The following is a 15,419-nucleotide window of genomic DNA, read 5'->3' on the forward strand; positions in this document are numbered from 1 at the left end:
CAACCGATACTCGGGATCTTCAGCGCGTGAGGGCGTCCGTGACGAAGCGCCGGGCGTGCGTCGCCAGGTCCATCCCGTCGCTCCACAGGTCGCGCCACACCGCCAGCCGGTCGGACAGGTCCGCCGACACCACCGCCCGCGAGAACGACTCGAACGTGACGGGGCCCGCGTAGCCGGTGTCGCGCAGCGCCCCGAAGAACGCCGGGAAGTCGATCGTGCCGGTGCCCAGGTAGCCGCGGTGCGACTCGCCGATGTGGACGTAGCCCAACCGCGAGCCGGCCTCGCGGACGGGGGAGACGAAGTCGGTCTCCTCGATGTTGGCGTGGTAGACGTCCAGGTGCACCACGACGTTCGGCTCGCCGACCTCGTCGATCACGGCCAGCGCGCCGGCCACGGTGTTGATCGCGTTCGACTCGTAGCGGTTCACCGGCTCCAGCCCCACGGTGACGCCCTGGGCGGCCGCGTCGCGGGCGAGGGTGCGCAGGCCGGCGATCATGTTGTCGCGCCCGCGCGGGTCGAGCGGCCGGTCGTACTTGGCCAGGGCGGAGTAGACGGCGCCGCCCAGGTAGTCGCCGCCGATCCCGGTGACGACGGCCAGCGCGTCCGCGAGCCGGGCCTGCCCCCGTGCGACGACGTCGGGGTCGGGGGAGGAGATGTCCGCGTCGAGGTCGAGGCCAAGGGAGCAGACACCGCGGACGCCGTGCTCGGCGAGCGCCGCCTTCGTGTGCGCGATGTCGATCGACGCCGGGTCGAGCGCGGGGATCTCGAGGATGTCGTAGCCGGCCTCGCGGGTGCTGCGCACGGCGTGCTCGCACTCCTCGTGCGACCAGCCGCCGGCCCAGACGAGCGCGTGGATGCCGAGCGGGTTCATGTGCGGGTCCTTCCCAGTAGCGTGCGGCGGGCCGCCTCGTCGGGGCGTCCGGCGAGCTCGCGGGCGTGCGCGATCGCCAGCGGGGCGGGCGTGCCCGCCCCGAGCGCCACCGCGCGGACGCGGGCCGCCTTCACCGCCATCGTCGTGATCGTCTCGACCTCGCCCGCACTGTCCCCGAGCGCGACGATGCCGTGGTTGCCGAGCAGGACCAGGCGCGGCGGGGCGCCGTCGCGGTCGAGCCGCTCGCGCACGGCCGCGTGCACGCCCACGCCGAGCGCGATGCCCGGCGCGGCGTAGGGCACCCACACGGGCTCGCCGAGCACCACGGCCTCGTCGGGGAACAGCGGCGCCTCCCACAGCTCCCGCGCCTGTTCGACGGCGAGCAGCCCGACGACGGCGGTCGGGTGCGTGTGCGCCACCCAGGTGGCCCCGGCGGCCAGGGCGACGACGTGGACGAGCGTCTCGATCGACGCGCTGTGTCGGATGGCCTCCGCTTCGCTCCGGCGGCTCGCGGGACCGGCCGACAGCAGCCGCGACAGCGTCTCCTGGTCCGTGCCGCCCCGCTCCAGCACGTCGACCAGCTCCGGCAGGTCGCCGACGACGAAGTCGCCCGCCCCGGCGAGGTCCATGCGGGACCCGCTGGCCTTCACCGCGAACCGGTCGCCGGGCAGCCGCGCCGACGTGTTGCCCTCGGCGAGGACGACGAGGTCGGCCGCCGGGTCGCCGAGGCGGCGGGTGAGCGCCACCAGCTCGGCAGGCACGTCGGCCGGCCGATGCGCGAACGTCACGACAGCCTCCCGTAGCGGCGCAGGGCGAGCGTGTTGAGCAGCGCGGACAGCACGAGCACCAGCCCGAGCGCGAGCAGCTGGTAGCGGCTGCCCTCCGAACCCTCCGGGAACGCCAGCAGCATCCCCGCGTTGAGCCACGTGACCAGCAGCGCCGCCACGAGCACGCCGCCGACCCGCCCGATGCCGCCCTGGATCGCCACCCCGCCCAGCACCGCCACAGTGATCGCGGGCAGCGCCATCCCGTTGCCGACGATGCCGGCGTCGGGCCGGGCGGACGCGAACTGGGCCACCGTCACCACGGCGACCACGCCGGAGAGCAGCCCGGACACCACGAAGGCGGTGAAGCGCGTGCGGGCCACGGGCTGGGTGGCGTACGCGGCGGCGACGTCGTTGGTGCCCACGGCGTACAGCGACCGGCCGTAGGTCGAGCGCGAGACCACCACCCAGGCCAGCACCGCGCAGGGCAGCAGGATCGTGAAGACGTGCAGCGGAACCGGCGGCAGCAGCGGGAGCCGGACGTTGCTGGTCAGCGAGTGCAGGTCGACGACCGGCGGCGTCGAGATCGGCGCGTTCGCGTTGCTCACCAGGGCCAGCGAGCTGTACGCGTAGTACGTCGCGAGCGTCGCGATCAGCGCGGGGAACCGCAGGTAGGCCACGAGCGCCCCGTTGACGGCTCCGAGCAGGCCGCCGACGGCCACGCAGCCGACGATCGCGGGCAGCAGCGGCCACCCCCACACGCCGACCATGAGCCCGAACGCCATCCCGGCCAGCGACACGATGGCGCCGACCGAGAGGTCGATCCCGCCCCGGCCGGACACGATGACGAACAGCTCGGCGATCGCCAGCAGCGCGAAGGGCGCCATCGACTCGAGCGCGTTGCCGAGGTAGCGCACGTCGTACGGGGCGACCAGATAGCCGCCCGCCCCGAGCACCCGGAACCAGACGACCACCACGACGAGCAGCACGGCGAGCAGCACCACCCGCTCGGTCAGCGCGATCCGCAGCACGCGTGCCGGGATGCTCTCGCCGCCGCTGCGCTCGGGTGCGGGTGCGAGGTCCGTCTCGGTCATCGGGCACTCCTCCGCCGCTCGCGCAGCAGGTCGACACCGACCGCCACGAGGATGAACACGCCGATGAACAGCTGCGTGACCTCGGTGGGCCAGCTCAGCAGGGTGACGGCGCTGGAGACGGTGCCGACCAGCAGCGCGCCGAGCAGGGTGCCCAGCACGGTGCCGCGGCCGCCGATGATGCTCGTGCCGCCGATCACGACGGCCGCGATCACCTCCAGCTCGAGGCCGGTGCCGACGTTCTGCTGCACCAGCCCGCCGCTGCCGATCAGCACGCAGCCCGCGAGCCCGACGCAGGCGCCGGTGAGCACGTAGGCGCTGATCTGGCGACGCCGCACCCGCACCCCGGCCAGCCGCGCGGCGAACGCGTCGCCGCCCACGGCGTAGAGGTGTCGCCCGGTGGCCCAGAACCGCATGTAGCACCACATGCCCGCGGCCAGCACCAGGGTGAGCCACCACGCGGTCGGCACGCCCAGCAACCGGCCTTCCGCGCCGCCGCCGATCACGGACAGCGTGTCGGGCACGCCCGCCACCTGCTCGGTGCCGAAGATCTGCAGCGCGACGAACCGGTAGATGTTCAGCGTGCCGAACGTGACGATGATCGGGTGGATCCCGCCGTAGGCCACCAGCAGGCCGTTGACGAGGCCCAGCACCAGCCCGGTGACGACGGCGACGGCCACCGCGGGCAGGAACGCCAGGCCGGCGTCGCGCACCAGCAGCGCGACCACCACCATCACCACGGCCGCCTGGCTGCCCACCGACACGTCGATCCCGGCGGTGACGATCACGGCCGTCATGCCGATCCCGACCAGCGCGATCGGCGCCACCGTGAACAGGATGTTCGTGATGTTGCCTGTCGTGAGGAACGTGTCGGTGACCAGCGAGAGCACGATCCACAGCAGCCCGGTCACGCCGATGAGCGCGAGCTCCTGCCCCTCGATCGCCCGTACCCGCATCCAGCGGCGCACGGGCTCGGCTGCCGTGGTGGAGGCGGTGATCACGCGGCCACCTCGCCGTCGTCGCCCGCCGCGGCCGCGAGCACCTCGGCCTGGCCCGCGCCGCGCGGGAACTCCCGGACCACGCTGCCCTTGCGCACCACCAGCACGCGGTCGGCGAGCTGCAGCACCTCCGCGAGATCAGTCGAGATCACGAGAACCGCGCTGCCGCCGTCGGCCAGCTCCAGCACCAGCCGGTGGATCTCCTCCTTCGCGCCCACGTCGACGCCCTGGGTGGGCTCCTCGAGGACCAGCACCCGGGGCGCGCGGACGAGCTGGCGGGCCAGCACGACCTTCTGCTGGTTGCCCCCGGACAGCGCGCCGACCGCGGTACCCACGTCGGGTGCCTTGATCGAGATCCGGCGCAGGAAGTCCTGAGCGATGGACCTCTCACGGCCGCGGTCGAACCAGAACCCGAGCTTCGCCAGGTGCCGCAGGTGCGCGCTGGAGATGTTGAACGCGATCGACTTGTTCGCGAACACGCCCTGCTGCTTGCGGTTGCCGGGCAGCATCGCGACGCCGGCCGCGGCGGCGTCGCCCGGGGACTGCAGCCGGACGCGGCGCCCGTCGACGTGCACGGTGCCCGCGTCGGCGGGGTCCACCCCGTAGAGCGCGCGGGCGATCGCCCCGGTGCCCGAGCCCACCAGGCCGTAGAGGGCCACCACCTCTGCCGGGCGCACCTGCAGGTCCAGGCCGGAGAACGCGCCGCTGCGCCCGAGCCCGGCCACGGCGAGCACCGGCTCGCCGGTCGGGGCCGGGCGGTCCGCGGTGGCGGCGCCCAGCTCGTGGCCGACCATCAGCTCGGCCACCTGCCGGACGGACAGGTCCCCGGTCGGCTCGGTGGCCACGACCTCGCCGTCGCGCAGCACGGTGACGCGGTCGCTGATCTGCGCCAGCTCGTCGAGCCGGTGGGAGATGTAGACGATGCCGACGCCGGCGGCCCGCAGGTTGCGCACGACGCCGAACAGCACGTCGATCTCGCGGTCGGTGAGGATCGCCGAGGGCTCGTCGAGGATCAGCACCTTCGCCGAGTGCGCGAACGACTTGGCGATGGAGACGAGCTGCTGCTCGGCCACCGGCAGGTCGGCGACGCGGACGTCGCCGATCGCCGGATCCAGGCCGATCTGCGCGAGCAGCTCGCCGACCCGGGTGCGCTGGGTCGCCCAGTCCACCCGCCCGCCGGTTCTCAGCTCCCGGCCGAGGAACACGTTCTCGGCCACCGTCAGCTCGCCGAACAGGTGCGGCTCCTGGTAGACGGTGGCGACCCCCGCCTCCATCGCCGCCTGCGTGCTGCCGCCGGAGAGCGGCGTGCCGTCGATCTCCACCGTGCCCTCGTCGGCCACCTCGGCACCGGACACGATCTTGATCAGCGTGGACTTGCCGGCGCCGTTCTCGCCGACGAGGGCATGCACCTCGCCGGCGAGCACGTCGAGGTCCACGCCGCGCAGCGCCCGGACACCGCCGTAGCGCTTCTGGACGCCGCGCAGCCGCAGCAGGGCCTCTCCCATCAGTACTGGTACTGGTCGACGTTCTCGGTGGTGATCCGCAGCGGGTCGCCGAGCAGCAGCTCCTTGCTCGCCTCGTCCCACGTGACGGCCGGCAGCTCCGCGTTCACCTCGTTCGTCGGCTGGAACGGCGTGCCGGAGGCCAGCTGCAGGCCCGCCCACGCGGTCAGGTAGCCGAGCTGCTCGACGTCCCACAGGATCGCCGCGGACGACGAGCCGTTCTCCAGGTACTGCTTCATCGACTGCGGCGTGCCCAGCCCGACCGTGAACACCTGGCCGATCCTCCCGGCCTCGGTGACGGCCTTGGCCACCCCGGGTGCGGACGCCGTGCACTCGCCGACGAGCCCGGTCAGGTCCGGGTGGGCGTTCATCAGGTCCTTGGCCATCGTGACGGCCTGCGCCTCGTCCTCGCCCGCGTACACGACGTCGACGATCTCGGCGCCCGGGTACTTCTCCGCGGTCACCCGGCGCTGGACCTCGATCCAGGAGTTGAGGTTCGCCGCGGTCTGGCCGCACGACACGATCGCGTACTTGCCCGATCCGCCCATCGCCTCGAGCAGCGAGTCGGTGAGCGCGGTGCCGACGCCCTCCGGCGAGGCCTGGTTCACGAACGCCTCGCGCACCGAGTTCGGGGCGTCGGTGTCGGCCGTCATCACCTTGATCCCGGCGTCGGCGGCCTCCTGCAGCACCGGGGCCATCGAGTCGGGGTCGTTCGGTGCGACCACGAGGACGTCGACGCGTTGCTGGATCAGCGAGTTGACGATCTCGGTCTGCGCGCCCGGGTCCGCCGTCGACGCACCCCGGTAGATCCACTCGAGGCCCAGCTCCTGCGCGGCGGCCTGCCCGCCGGTGTTCATCGCCTCGAAGTAGGGGATGCCCTGCAGCTTGGGCACGAACGCGACGCTGACCTGGTCCTCGCCGCCGCCACCGCCCTCCCCGCCGCCCCCACCGGGGTTCTGCTGCGTGCAGCCCGCGAGGGCCAGCACCCCTGCCGCGGCCACGGCGAGCGCCGCGGTGATGCGCCTGTCGAGCATCGTCGCTCCTTCCTCTGCGCCTGTGGTCAGGCGGACGTTCCGGTTCGAGTGGTGGGGACGGGCACCCGGTGGACGGCCACGCCCACCTCGGCGAAGCCCGCGAGCGCGTCGGGGTCGGCGCCCTCGTCGGTGTAGAGCGCGGTGATCCGCTGGGGCGGCGCGAAGCTGTGCAGGGCGAACCGGCCGACCTTGGACGAGTCGAAGAGGGCGTACACCTCGTTGCAGGACGCGGCCAGCCGGCGCTTCACCGTGGTCTCCTCCACCGTGAGCTCCATGAGCCCGTGCTCGCGCGAGAGCCCGCGGACGCCGAAGAACCCCATCGCGAGCCGGCCCCGGCTGCCGACGAAGTCGCCGAAGTCGCCCACCACCGACCACGACGAGCGGCGCAGCGTGCCGCCGGGCAGCACGACGGTGACGCCGGAGTCGCTGAGCAGCTCGGCGGCGCGCAGGCCGTTGGTGACGACGACGAGGCTCCGGCGGCCGCGCAGCTCCAGGGCGAGGTGGTAGCAGGTGGTGCTGCAGTCCAGGGCGATCGCGGCGCCGTCGGGCACCAGCGCGGCGGCTGCGTGCGCGATCGCCGCCTTCGCCTGGGCGCCGTGGCGCAGCCGCATCTCGAAGGCGCCCTCGTCGGCCCCGTCGGCCGGCACCGCGCCCCCGCGCACGCGGGCGAGGAGGTGCCGGCGCTCCAGCACCTCGAGGTCCTTGCGGATGGTCACCGCGGTGACGCCGAAGCGGCGCACGAGGTCGGCCACGCTCACCCGGCCGTCGACGTCGAGCAGGCGCAGCACCTCCTGCTGCCGCTCGTGCTCCGCGATGCCCGCCACCCGGCCCCCAGCCGTCCTCGAGTGATCGGTGTCACCCGCGCAGACCCTAGGAAACGCACCCCCGACCGTCAACGAACAGCATCGAAAGCACTGCAGCGCGGCTTTCGCTCAGCTGTTGTTCGCTTTCGTTTGGGCTGCGTCCGCTGCGTCGGCCCGGCGGCGCCGCACCAGGTGCACCAGCACCCCGGCCAGCGCGGCCGCGACACCGATCCCGATCGCGACCGGGGCCATCACCAGCAGCGCGACCGCCGCGACGCCGAACAGCACGCGTTCGGGCACCCCCGCGGGCCCCACCAGCCACGCGCCGGTGACGACCGCCAGCGCGGCGACCGCGGCGGCCGCCGCCAGCGTGGCGACCACGACCGTGCCGACGCCGCCCGAGAGCAGCAGGCCCACACCCTGCGGCGAGAGCACCACGACGAACGGGACGAGGAACGCCGGGAGCGTGTACTTCCAGGTGAGCCACATGGTGCGCACCGGCTTGCCGCCGGTGATCGCCGAGGCGGCGAACGGGGAGAGCGCCGTCGGCGGGGACACCTCCGACAGCACCGCGTAGTAGAAGATGAACATCGCGGCGGCGAACGCGGGCACACCCACGTCCTGCAGGGCGGGCCCGATGATCACCCACGAGATGATGAAGCTCGCCGTCACCGGGACCGCGAGCCCGAGCAGGGTCACCGCGATCGCGGAGAACACCGCGGTCAGGGCCAGATTGCCGCCCGCCATCGTCACGATGATCCCGGCGAGCTTGAGCCCGAGACCGGTGAGCGTCATGACCCCGACGATGATCCCGGCCGCCGCCATCACCGGGATCACCGAGAGCGCGCCGCTCGCGCCCGCCGCGAGCGCGCCGAAGACGCGGCGCGGCGTCATCCAGCAGCTGCGGTCGAGGAAGCTCAGCACGAACGCCAGCACCGTGGCGTAGACGACCGCGCGGAACGGTGTCAGCCCCAGCGCCATGAACACGACGATCGCGGCCAGCGAGCTGAAGTGGTAGCCGAAGCGCAGCAGCAGCGCACCCGCGGGCTTCACGTCCAGCTCGATCGCGTGCGTGCGGTAGCGCCGGGCGTCCATCTCGACGGCCAGGATGATCCCGAGGTAGTACAGCAGCGTCGGGATCGTCGCCCAGATCAGCACCTGCAGGTAGGAGACGCTCAGCAGCTCGGCGATGATGAACGCCGCCGCGCCGAGCGTGGGCGGGGACAGGATCGCGCCGATGCCCGCGGCGGCGAGCACCGCGCCGCCGTTCTCCTTCGGGTAGCCGGCCTTGCGCAGCAGCGGCCAGGTCACGCCGCCGAGGGTCACGGTGGTGGCCACCCCGGAGCCGGACACCGTGCCGAGCAGGAACCCGGCGAGCGTGACGGTGCGGCCCGGCCCGGAACCGGACTGGCCGAACGCGGCGAACGCCAGGTCGATGAAGAACCGCGTGGCCCCGGACGCCGTGAGCACCGCGCCGTAGACGGTGAACAGGATGATGTAGGTGGCGGCGACGTCCATCGGCACGCCGAACAGGCCCTGCGTGCCCATCACGTTGTGCCCGACCAGCCGCTCCCAGTCGTAGCTCGAGGTGGCGAACATGCCGGGGAAGTACGACCCGAAGGCCGCGTAAGCCAGGAACGCGACCACCACCAGCGGCACCAGCAGGCCCACGGTGCGCCGCGCGGCCTCGAGCGTCAGCACGATGGCGAGGGTGCCCATCACGAGGTCGAGGTCGGTGGGCACGACGGCCCGGCGGAAGAACGAGTCCCAGTCCGCCACGATGTAGGCGAACGGGACGATCGACGCCACCGCCAGCGCCCAGTCGAGCACGTGCGGGTTGTCGGTCCGCCCGTCGGCGCGGGCCTGCTCCGAGCGGCCCCAGCCGCGGTAGACCAGGAAGGTCAGCGCCAGCCCGAGCCCCAGGAACGAGGGCAGGTACTGCTGCGCGGGCATCGGGTTGAACACCCACCACAGCCCGTACAGCGACAGGACGGCCCCGAGCACCTGCACCACGCGCAGCGGGGCCCCGGAGAGCCGGCGCGCGGGCTTCTCCGCCTCGTACTCGGCGAGCAGCGCCTCCTCGTCGAACGTGCGCTCACCGGGCGGGTCGGGGCGGGCCTCGTCGCCGTCGGGTCGTGCGGTCATCGGCTCTCCTCGACGTCGAGAACGACGGTGACCCCCGACGCGCCGGTCAGCGGCGGCAGGGGCACCGGCGGGTGACCGGGTACGTGCAGGGTGCGCTCGCCGAGCGCGGTGGCGGCGATGGAGAGGTCGCCGAACACCGGGTGCTGCGACGGCTGGGCGACCCAGCTGCGCCGGTCGCCGTCCGGCGCCGCGTCCACCGGCCCCGGCACGGCGTAGTACTCCTCGAGCACCGCGAGCTGGTCGGCGGCCAGCTCGACGAGCCGGAACCCGCCGTCGTCCTGCACCTGGTAGCGCTCCTCGGCGAGCGTGCCGTAGAGCGAGTTGCGGTAGCTCACCGCGAACGTCCCGGCGGGCACCGGTACGCGCGTGAGCAGCGCACCCCCGGTGTCGCGCACGGTGACGGCCGGGCCGGGCGCCGCGCAGCCCGCGGCGAGCAGCCCGGTGACGGCGACCGCGACCGCGACCGCGACCGCGACCGCGACCGCGACCGCGACGAGCGTCCGCACGGCAGGTGCCCGGTCAGCCCGTCGCCTGGTCGAAGTAGGCCCGGGCGCCGGGGCAGACGTCGACGAAGCTCACGTCGCCCGCCGTGGCGGCGTCGAGATCCGCGGCGGCCGGGTGCACGGTGGTGAGCCGCTCCTCGTTCTCGAAGATCGTGCGGGTGATGTCCTGCTGGAGCTGCTCGGGCATGTCCGAGCGCACGACCAGCACGTTCGGCACCACGACCTGCGGGCTCGGTTCGGTCTGGCCCTGGTAGGTGCCCGCCGGGATCTCCGCGGTCTGGTAGTACGGGCCGAACTGCGACGCCAGCGCCTCGGTGTACTCGGCGGTGGGGATCAGCACCATCTGGCCGGTGCTCGCCAGGTCGACGAGCGCGCCGGTGGGCAGCCCGCCCGACCAGAACCCGGCGTCGATGGTGCCGTCGCGCAACGCCTGCGCCGTCTCGCCGACCCCGAGCTGGCTGCGCTGGATGTCGGTGTCCGGGTTGATGCCCGCGGCCTCCAGCAGCCGCAGCGCGATCACCTCGGTGCCCGAGCCGGGCGAACCGACCGACACCCGCTTCCCGCGCAGGTCCGCGACCGACCGGATCCCGGTGCCGCTGGTCGTCACCGCCTGCGTGAAGTTGTTGTAGAGCTTGCCCAGCGTGCAGATCGTGACCTCGCGGCCCTCGAACTGCGCGACCCCGCCGACGGCGTCGGCCGTGGTGTCGCCGAGGGCGAAGGCGATGTCGGCGCCACCGTCCTGGACCAGCAGGATGTTGTCGACGGAGGCGTTGGTCTCCTGGACGGTGGCGGTGATGCCCTCGAGGTTCTCCGAGAGGACCGTCCCCATGCCGCCGCCGTAGGGGTAGTAGACGCCGCCGGTGCCGCCGGTCGCGATCGACAGCGACCCGTCGGCCCCGGGGACCTCGGGCTCGCTGCTGCCGCACGCGGCGAGGGCGAGCACCCCCGCCGCCGCGACGACGGTCCGGAGTCGGCGGCGTGCCGGGGTGACCCGGCTCCGTGTGGTGACAGCCATGGCACCTCCTGCTCGGGAGCGGCGCTCGGCGGCGAGCGCGATCACTCCGATGGGTGCGCGCAACATCGCACACGCCACCGACGTTGTCCACGCGACGGCAATGATCGTTACGAGCCGTTCGCGAGCACCCCGGACGGCGGCGATCTCCGGGGTGCGGGTCAGCTCCACCGGCGGGCGGAGCGGGCCGACCAGTACGCGCGGGGCTCCTCGGCGAGCGCGCCGAGCGCGGGCACCACGGCGGGCGGCAGCACCACGGCGGCCGCCGCCGCGTTGCTCGTGACCTGCAGCGGGTCGACCGCCCCGGAGAGCACCCGCCACGCCCACGGCTGGGCGAGCGCGGCCGCGATCGCCAGCTGGTCCAGCGGCAGCCCGACCTCGGCGGCGAGCGCCGCGGCGGCGGGCGGGGCGTCGGGGGCGCCCGGGGTGAGCCGCCCGTTCGCCACCGCCTCCTTGACGATCACGCGCGCGCCCGTGCCTGCCGCCTCGGACAGTGCCGCCCCGACCGAGGGCTCCAGCACGTTCCAGGTGGACTGGAACGAGGTGAACAGCGGCGCCCCGTCGACCTGGATCTCCAGGGCGCGCCGGACGGTGTCGGCCTGCGCGGGCCCGGAGGTGGAGACGCCGACCCGGACCCCGCGCTCCCGCAGCCCGGCCAGCGCCCGGTGCAGCGCGGTGTCCTCGAGCGCGCCGGTCTCCGGCGTCGCGGAGTGGATGTGGTAGATCCCCAGGCGCGGGCCGAGCAGCGCGCCGGTCTCGGCCACCTGCTCGTCGAACGCGGCGAGCGAGTGGTCCTTCACCTCGTGCACGGACGCGTCCACCCGCCACCCGCCCACGTACCGGTAGCCCCACTTCGACCCGATCTCGACGTCGTCGATCTCCGGGTGGCGCCGCAGCCAGCCGGCCAGGAACTCCTCGGCGCGCCCGTAGGAGCGGGCCACGTCGACGTAGCGGATCCCGGCGGCGTACGCCGCGTCCAGGACCGCCTCCGTGCGGACGCGCAGGTCGTCGACGTCGCGGTGGGCGCCGAGGTCGGCCGCGCGCCCCGAGGTGATGTAGGCGGGGCGGGCGACGGCGGCGAGGCCGATGCCCAGTTGCGAGGTGCCGGCCGTCACGGGGGCGTAGCTTACGCGCGCAGACGATCGGTCGAGGGGCGCGGAGGATCGCATGGACCCGACCCGGGTGCCGCGGCTCGCGGGCGAGCACCACGTCTGCGGCGAGTGCCCGATGTCCTACGCCGACACCTCGGTCGAGTCCGCCACCGCGGCCCTGCGCGGGGTGCCCGATGAGGTGCGCGCCGCCGTGTCCGCCGTGGCCCCCGCGCTCCGGCGCACGCGCCCCGACGCCACGACCTGGTCGGTCGTCGAGTACGCCTGCCACGTCCGCGACGTGTTCTCGACGTCCACGATCCGGCTGTACCGCACCCGCACCGAGGACACGCCGGTGCACGAGCCGATGCTGAACGACCTGCGCACCGTGCGGTTCCGCCACAACGAGGCCGACCTCGACGCCGTGCTCGCCGAGCTGGACGCCCACCTCGCCGGGTTCCTCGACGAGATCGCGGCCACCACCGACTGGGAGCGGGTGGGACGCAGGCGCCCCGACGAGGTGCGCACCGCCCGCTGGCTGGTGCGCCACGCCCTGCACGAGGCCCGCCACCACGTCCACGACATCGGCGCCGTCGGCCGGGCGGTCTCCGCGCCGCGGTGACCGCGCGTTCCGTCCGGGTCAGCCGACGAAGCGGGCCCGCACGGCCGGGGCGAGCTTGTCCGTCGCCGACCGCACGGCGACCCGGGGCATGCGCGCGGCGTGCGCGTCGAGGAAGCGCTCCACCGCCGCCGCGTCGCGCCCGCCCGCGTGCTTGAGCGCGATCCCGACGGCCTTGTGCACCACCGGGTCGGGATCGTGGGCGAGGAGGGCCGCCACGTCGAACAGGCCCCGCAGGTCGGCCTCGCCGCCGTACCGGACGAACCACAGCGGCGCGGTGATCGCGGTGCGGCGCCGCAGCGGCGCGGCGGCCCCGGCCAGCTCGACGAGCGGCGCGACCGACCGCCCGAGCAGGTGGCCGCCGACCACGCTGGGCGCCGCCCGGTCGACCATGTCCCACGTCGTGATCCGGTCCAGGTGCCGCAGGTAGAGCTCGTAGTAGGCGCGGCGGTCGTCCTCGGTGGCGTCGCGCGCCCTCGCCCGGAAGTCCAGGATGCACAGCGCGCCCATCCGGGCCTCGTACCGGTCGTCGGCGAACAGGGCCTCGACCTGCTCGAGCGGCATCCGCCGGGCGGCCTTCGCCGTGTCGAACAGGTCCTTCATCCGCACGCCGATGGCGTCGTCGCCGGGCCCGAGGCGCCTGCGCACCACCGCGAGCTCGGGCTCCGACCGCAGCGCGCGGAGCGCGTCGAGGAACCCGGCAGCGGTCTCGGTCGCGGCGGGCACGGATCTGGAGCGTAGTGACCGGCCGCGCGTTCCGGGGCCCCGAGGACCGGCGTCCGCGGCGGGTGCCTTGCCGCGACGCGCCCCGACCCGTACACCAGCGGGGTGGACGAACGCGGGCTCGTGGAGCGTGAGCTGTGGCGGGTGCTGGAGGCGGTGCACGCCGTCGTGTACTTCACCGCCGGGTCGAAGGAGGCGTACGGGGAGCTGGGGCTGCGCGGCTTCTGGACGGGGTACTTCGCCTCCCGCTCGGCGGCGCTCGGCACGCCGGGCCCGCGACTGGTCACGGCGCTCTTCCACGGGTTCGCGCCGCGGATGGTGGAGAAGGCGCTGCCCGGGGCGTGGGCGGTCGCCGACCCGGCGCGCGTACTGGACGCGCGGGCCCGGCTCGCCTGTGCGGCCCTCGCGGCGCACGTCACGGACGCCTCCGCGCTCGCGGGCGCGGCCGACCGGCTCGCCGGGGTGCTCGCGGGGCTCGACGTCGCCGGGCGCCCGCTCGCGGCCGCGCACCTCGACGTCCCGGCGCCCGCCGACCCGCTCGGCCGCGTCTGGCACGCCGCCACCGTGCTGCGCGAGCACCGCGGGGACGGGCACGTGGCCGCGCTGGTGGCGGCGCAGGTCGACGGCGTCGAGGCCCACCGGCTGCACCGGGCCGCGCTGGTGGAGCGGCAGCGCGAGTTCCGGGGGTGGACCGACCAGGAGTGGGCGGACGCGGCCGACCGGCTGCGGGCCCGCGGGCTGCTGGACGCCGCGGGGGAGCCGACCGAGCGCGGGCGGGACCTGCGAGCCGGGATCGAGCGGAGCACCGACCTCTCGGCGGCGACCGCCCTGCGCGCGCTCGACGACGCCGCGCTGCGCGGGCTGCTCGACGCGCTCGGTCCGCTCGCCCGGTCCGTCGCCGACGGCGGTGCGGTGCCCTACCCGAACGCGATGGGCGTGGCCCGTCCGGGGGGATGACGCATGACGCGCCCGGCGTCACCCGTCGTCGTCGAGGAGGCCCGCGTCGTGGGCGAGCAACGCGATCTGGACCCGGTTGTTGAGGTCGAGCTTGGTGAGGATGTTCGAGACGTGGGTCTTGACGGTCGGCACCGCGAGGTGCAGCACCGCGCCGATCTCAGCGTTGGAGCGGCCCTCGCCGACCGCGACGGCCACGTCGCGCTCGCGGTCGTTGAGCTGCGCGAGGCGCGCCCGGGCACGGGCCCGGCGCCGGTCGTGGTCGTTCTCGGCGACGCGGGCGATCAGCCGCCGGGTCACCGCGGGCGAGAGCACCGGGCGGCCCTGCGCCACCTGCCGCACCGCGGTGACGATCTCCCCGGGCGGCGTGTCCTTCAGCAGGAACCCGGCGGCACCCGCCCGCAGCGCGCGCAGGACGTGGCGGTCGGCGTCGAACGTGGTCAGCACGATCACCTCGGGTGCCGCGGGACGGCGGCGCAGGTGCTCGGTGGCCGTGAGGCCGTCGACGCCGGGCATCCGGATGTCCATCAGCACCACGGTGGGAGCGAGCCGCTCGACGAGCGCCGGTACCTCGGCCCCGTCGCCCGCCTCGCCGACCACCCGGATCTCCGGGACGCCGCCGAGCATCATCGCGAGACCCGCGCGCACCAGCGGGTCGTCGTCGACGATCAGCACGCCGACCGGCTCCGCGGTGGTCACGTCGGCCACGGTAGCCAGGCGGCGAGGCGCCAGCCGCCCGCCCTCGTCGGCCCGTGCTCCAACCGGCCGCCCGCGAGCGCGACGCGCTCGGCGAGCCCGGTGAGCCCCTGACCCGGCTCCCCGTGCGGGCACGGCAGCGGGGGCGGGTCGTTGACGACCTCGACGGCCAGGCCGGCGTCGGCGGCGCCGGCCACCGCGACCCGCACGTCCGCGCCGTGCGCGTGCCTGCGGGCGTTGGTCAGCGCCTCCTGCACCACCCGGTAGGCCGTGCGGCCCACCGTCTGCGGCACCGCGCCCTCGACCTCGTGGCGCAGGACCACCCGCATCCCCGCGCGGCGCGACTCCGCCACCAGCTCGGGCACGTCGGCCGCCGTGGGCTGGGGCAGCTCGCCCACCGGTGCGCGCAGCACGCCGATGACCTCCCGCAGGTCCTGCAACGCCTGGTGGGCGCTCTCCCGGATCACGCGAGCCGCGCGGGCGACGTCCTCGGCGGGCGCGTCCGGCCGGAACTCCAGCGCGCCGGCGTGCACGCTGAGCAGCGACAGCCGGTGGCCCAGCACGTCGTGCATCTCGCGGGCCACGGTCTCCCGGGCCGCCATCTGCGCCTGCTCGG

General features: G+C 74.5%; 16 protein-coding genes. 2 read left to right on the top strand and 14 right to left on the bottom strand.

The window, feature by feature from the left end; genetic code table 11:
* Window positions 1-19: 19 nt before the first annotated feature.
* The 11 genes from FB558_RS15795 to FB558_RS15845 all read right to left on the bottom strand — a co-directional run bounded on the left by FB558_RS15795 (window position 20) and on the right by FB558_RS15845 (window position 11,838).
* The gene (locus tag FB558_RS15795; protein ID WP_142053406.1) at window positions 20-871 is read right to left on the bottom strand and encodes a sugar phosphate isomerase/epimerase family protein; all 852 of its coding nucleotides are present in this window, start codon (window positions 869-871) and stop codon (window positions 20-22) included.
* Window positions 868-1,659: a class II aldolase/adducin family protein gene (locus FB558_RS15800; protein ID WP_142053408.1), complete on the bottom strand. Its 792-nt coding sequence runs from the start codon at window positions 1,657-1,659 to the stop codon at window positions 868-870. Before FB558_RS15800 ends, FB558_RS15795 begins: the two co-directional genes overlap by 4 nt.
* A complete protein-coding gene (locus FB558_RS15805; protein WP_142053410.1) occupies window positions 1,656-2,729 on the bottom strand; it encodes an ABC transporter permease in 1,074 nt (357 codons plus the stop codon). Before FB558_RS15805 ends, FB558_RS15800 begins: the two co-directional genes overlap by 4 nt.
* Window positions 2,726-3,727, bottom strand: a complete 1,002-nt coding sequence (locus FB558_RS15810) for an ABC transporter permease (protein ID WP_211366435.1) — start codon at window positions 3,725-3,727, stop codon at window positions 2,726-2,728. The genes FB558_RS15805 and FB558_RS15810 overlap by 4 nt, the downstream gene beginning before the upstream one ends.
* Complete coding sequence (locus FB558_RS15815) at window positions 3,724-5,229, bottom strand: sugar ABC transporter ATP-binding protein (RefSeq protein ID WP_142053412.1); 1,506 nt, start codon at window positions 5,227-5,229, stop codon at window positions 3,724-3,726. The genes FB558_RS15810 and FB558_RS15815 overlap by 4 nt, the downstream gene beginning before the upstream one ends.
* Window positions 5,229-6,260: an autoinducer 2 ABC transporter substrate-binding protein gene (locus tag FB558_RS15820; RefSeq protein WP_142053414.1), complete on the bottom strand. Its 1,032-nt coding sequence runs from the start codon at window positions 6,258-6,260 to the stop codon at window positions 5,229-5,231. The genes FB558_RS15815 and FB558_RS15820 overlap by 1 nt, the downstream gene beginning before the upstream one ends.
* Window positions 6,261-6,286: 26 nt before the next feature.
* On the bottom strand, window positions 6,287-7,084 hold the full coding sequence (locus FB558_RS15825; protein WP_170231313.1) for a DeoR/GlpR family DNA-binding transcription regulator: 798 nt from the start codon (window positions 7,082-7,084) through the stop codon (window positions 6,287-6,289).
* Window positions 7,085-7,192: 108 nt separating this feature from the next.
* Window positions 7,193-9,208: a TRAP transporter permease gene (locus tag FB558_RS15830; protein WP_142053419.1), complete on the bottom strand. Its 2,016-nt coding sequence runs from the start codon at window positions 9,206-9,208 to the stop codon at window positions 7,193-7,195.
* The gene (locus FB558_RS15835; RefSeq protein WP_142053421.1) at window positions 9,205-9,714 is read right to left on the bottom strand and encodes a hypothetical protein; all 510 of its coding nucleotides are present in this window, start codon (window positions 9,712-9,714) and stop codon (window positions 9,205-9,207) included. The genes FB558_RS15830 and FB558_RS15835 overlap by 4 nt, the downstream gene beginning before the upstream one ends.
* Window positions 9,715-9,727: 13 nt before the next feature.
* A complete protein-coding gene (locus tag FB558_RS15840) occupies window positions 9,728-10,726 on the bottom strand; it encodes a TAXI family TRAP transporter solute-binding subunit (protein WP_142053423.1) in 999 nt (332 codons plus the stop codon).
* A gap of 158 nt (window positions 10,727-10,884) precedes the next feature.
* Window positions 10,885-11,838 (bottom strand): aldo/keto reductase, encoded by a 954-nt coding sequence (locus FB558_RS15845; RefSeq protein ID WP_246106463.1) that lies wholly within the window; start codon window positions 11,836-11,838, stop codon window positions 10,885-10,887.
* A gap of 52 nt (window positions 11,839-11,890) precedes the next feature.
* Here FB558_RS15845 and FB558_RS15850 point away from each other — a divergent pair, with 52 nt between their 5' ends.
* The gene (locus FB558_RS15850) at window positions 11,891-12,433 is read left to right on the top strand and encodes a DinB family protein (RefSeq protein ID WP_142053427.1); all 543 of its coding nucleotides are present in this window, start codon (window positions 11,891-11,893) and stop codon (window positions 12,431-12,433) included.
* Window positions 12,434-12,451: 18 nt separating this feature from the next.
* Here the strand turns inward: FB558_RS15850 and FB558_RS15855 are convergent, their stop codons facing one another.
* The gene (locus FB558_RS15855; protein ID WP_142053429.1) at window positions 12,452-13,156 is read right to left on the bottom strand and encodes a DNA alkylation repair protein; all 705 of its coding nucleotides are present in this window, start codon (window positions 13,154-13,156) and stop codon (window positions 12,452-12,454) included.
* A 102-nt stretch (window positions 13,157-13,258) separates the two neighbouring features.
* On the opposite strand from FB558_RS15855, the gene FB558_RS15860 reads away from it, so the two are divergent.
* Window positions 13,259-14,110, top strand: a complete 852-nt coding sequence (locus tag FB558_RS15860; RefSeq protein ID WP_142053431.1) for an SCO6745 family protein — start codon at window positions 13,259-13,261, stop codon at window positions 14,108-14,110.
* 18 nt (window positions 14,111-14,128) lie between these two features.
* Here the strand turns inward: FB558_RS15860 and FB558_RS15865 are convergent, their stop codons facing one another.
* Complete coding sequence (locus FB558_RS15865) at window positions 14,129-14,815, bottom strand: response regulator (protein ID WP_142053433.1); 687 nt, start codon at window positions 14,813-14,815, stop codon at window positions 14,129-14,131.
* Window positions 14,803-15,419 (bottom strand): sensor histidine kinase (locus FB558_RS15870; RefSeq protein WP_246106464.1); only part of this gene is annotated, 617 nt, incomplete at its 5' end. The genes FB558_RS15870 and FB558_RS15865, both read right to left, overlap by 13 nt.

Origin of the sequence: Pseudonocardia kunmingensis, from assembly GCF_006716445.1 — a bacterium.
GTDB lineage: Bacteria > Actinomycetota > Actinomycetes > Mycobacteriales > Pseudonocardiaceae > Pseudonocardia > Pseudonocardia kunmingensis.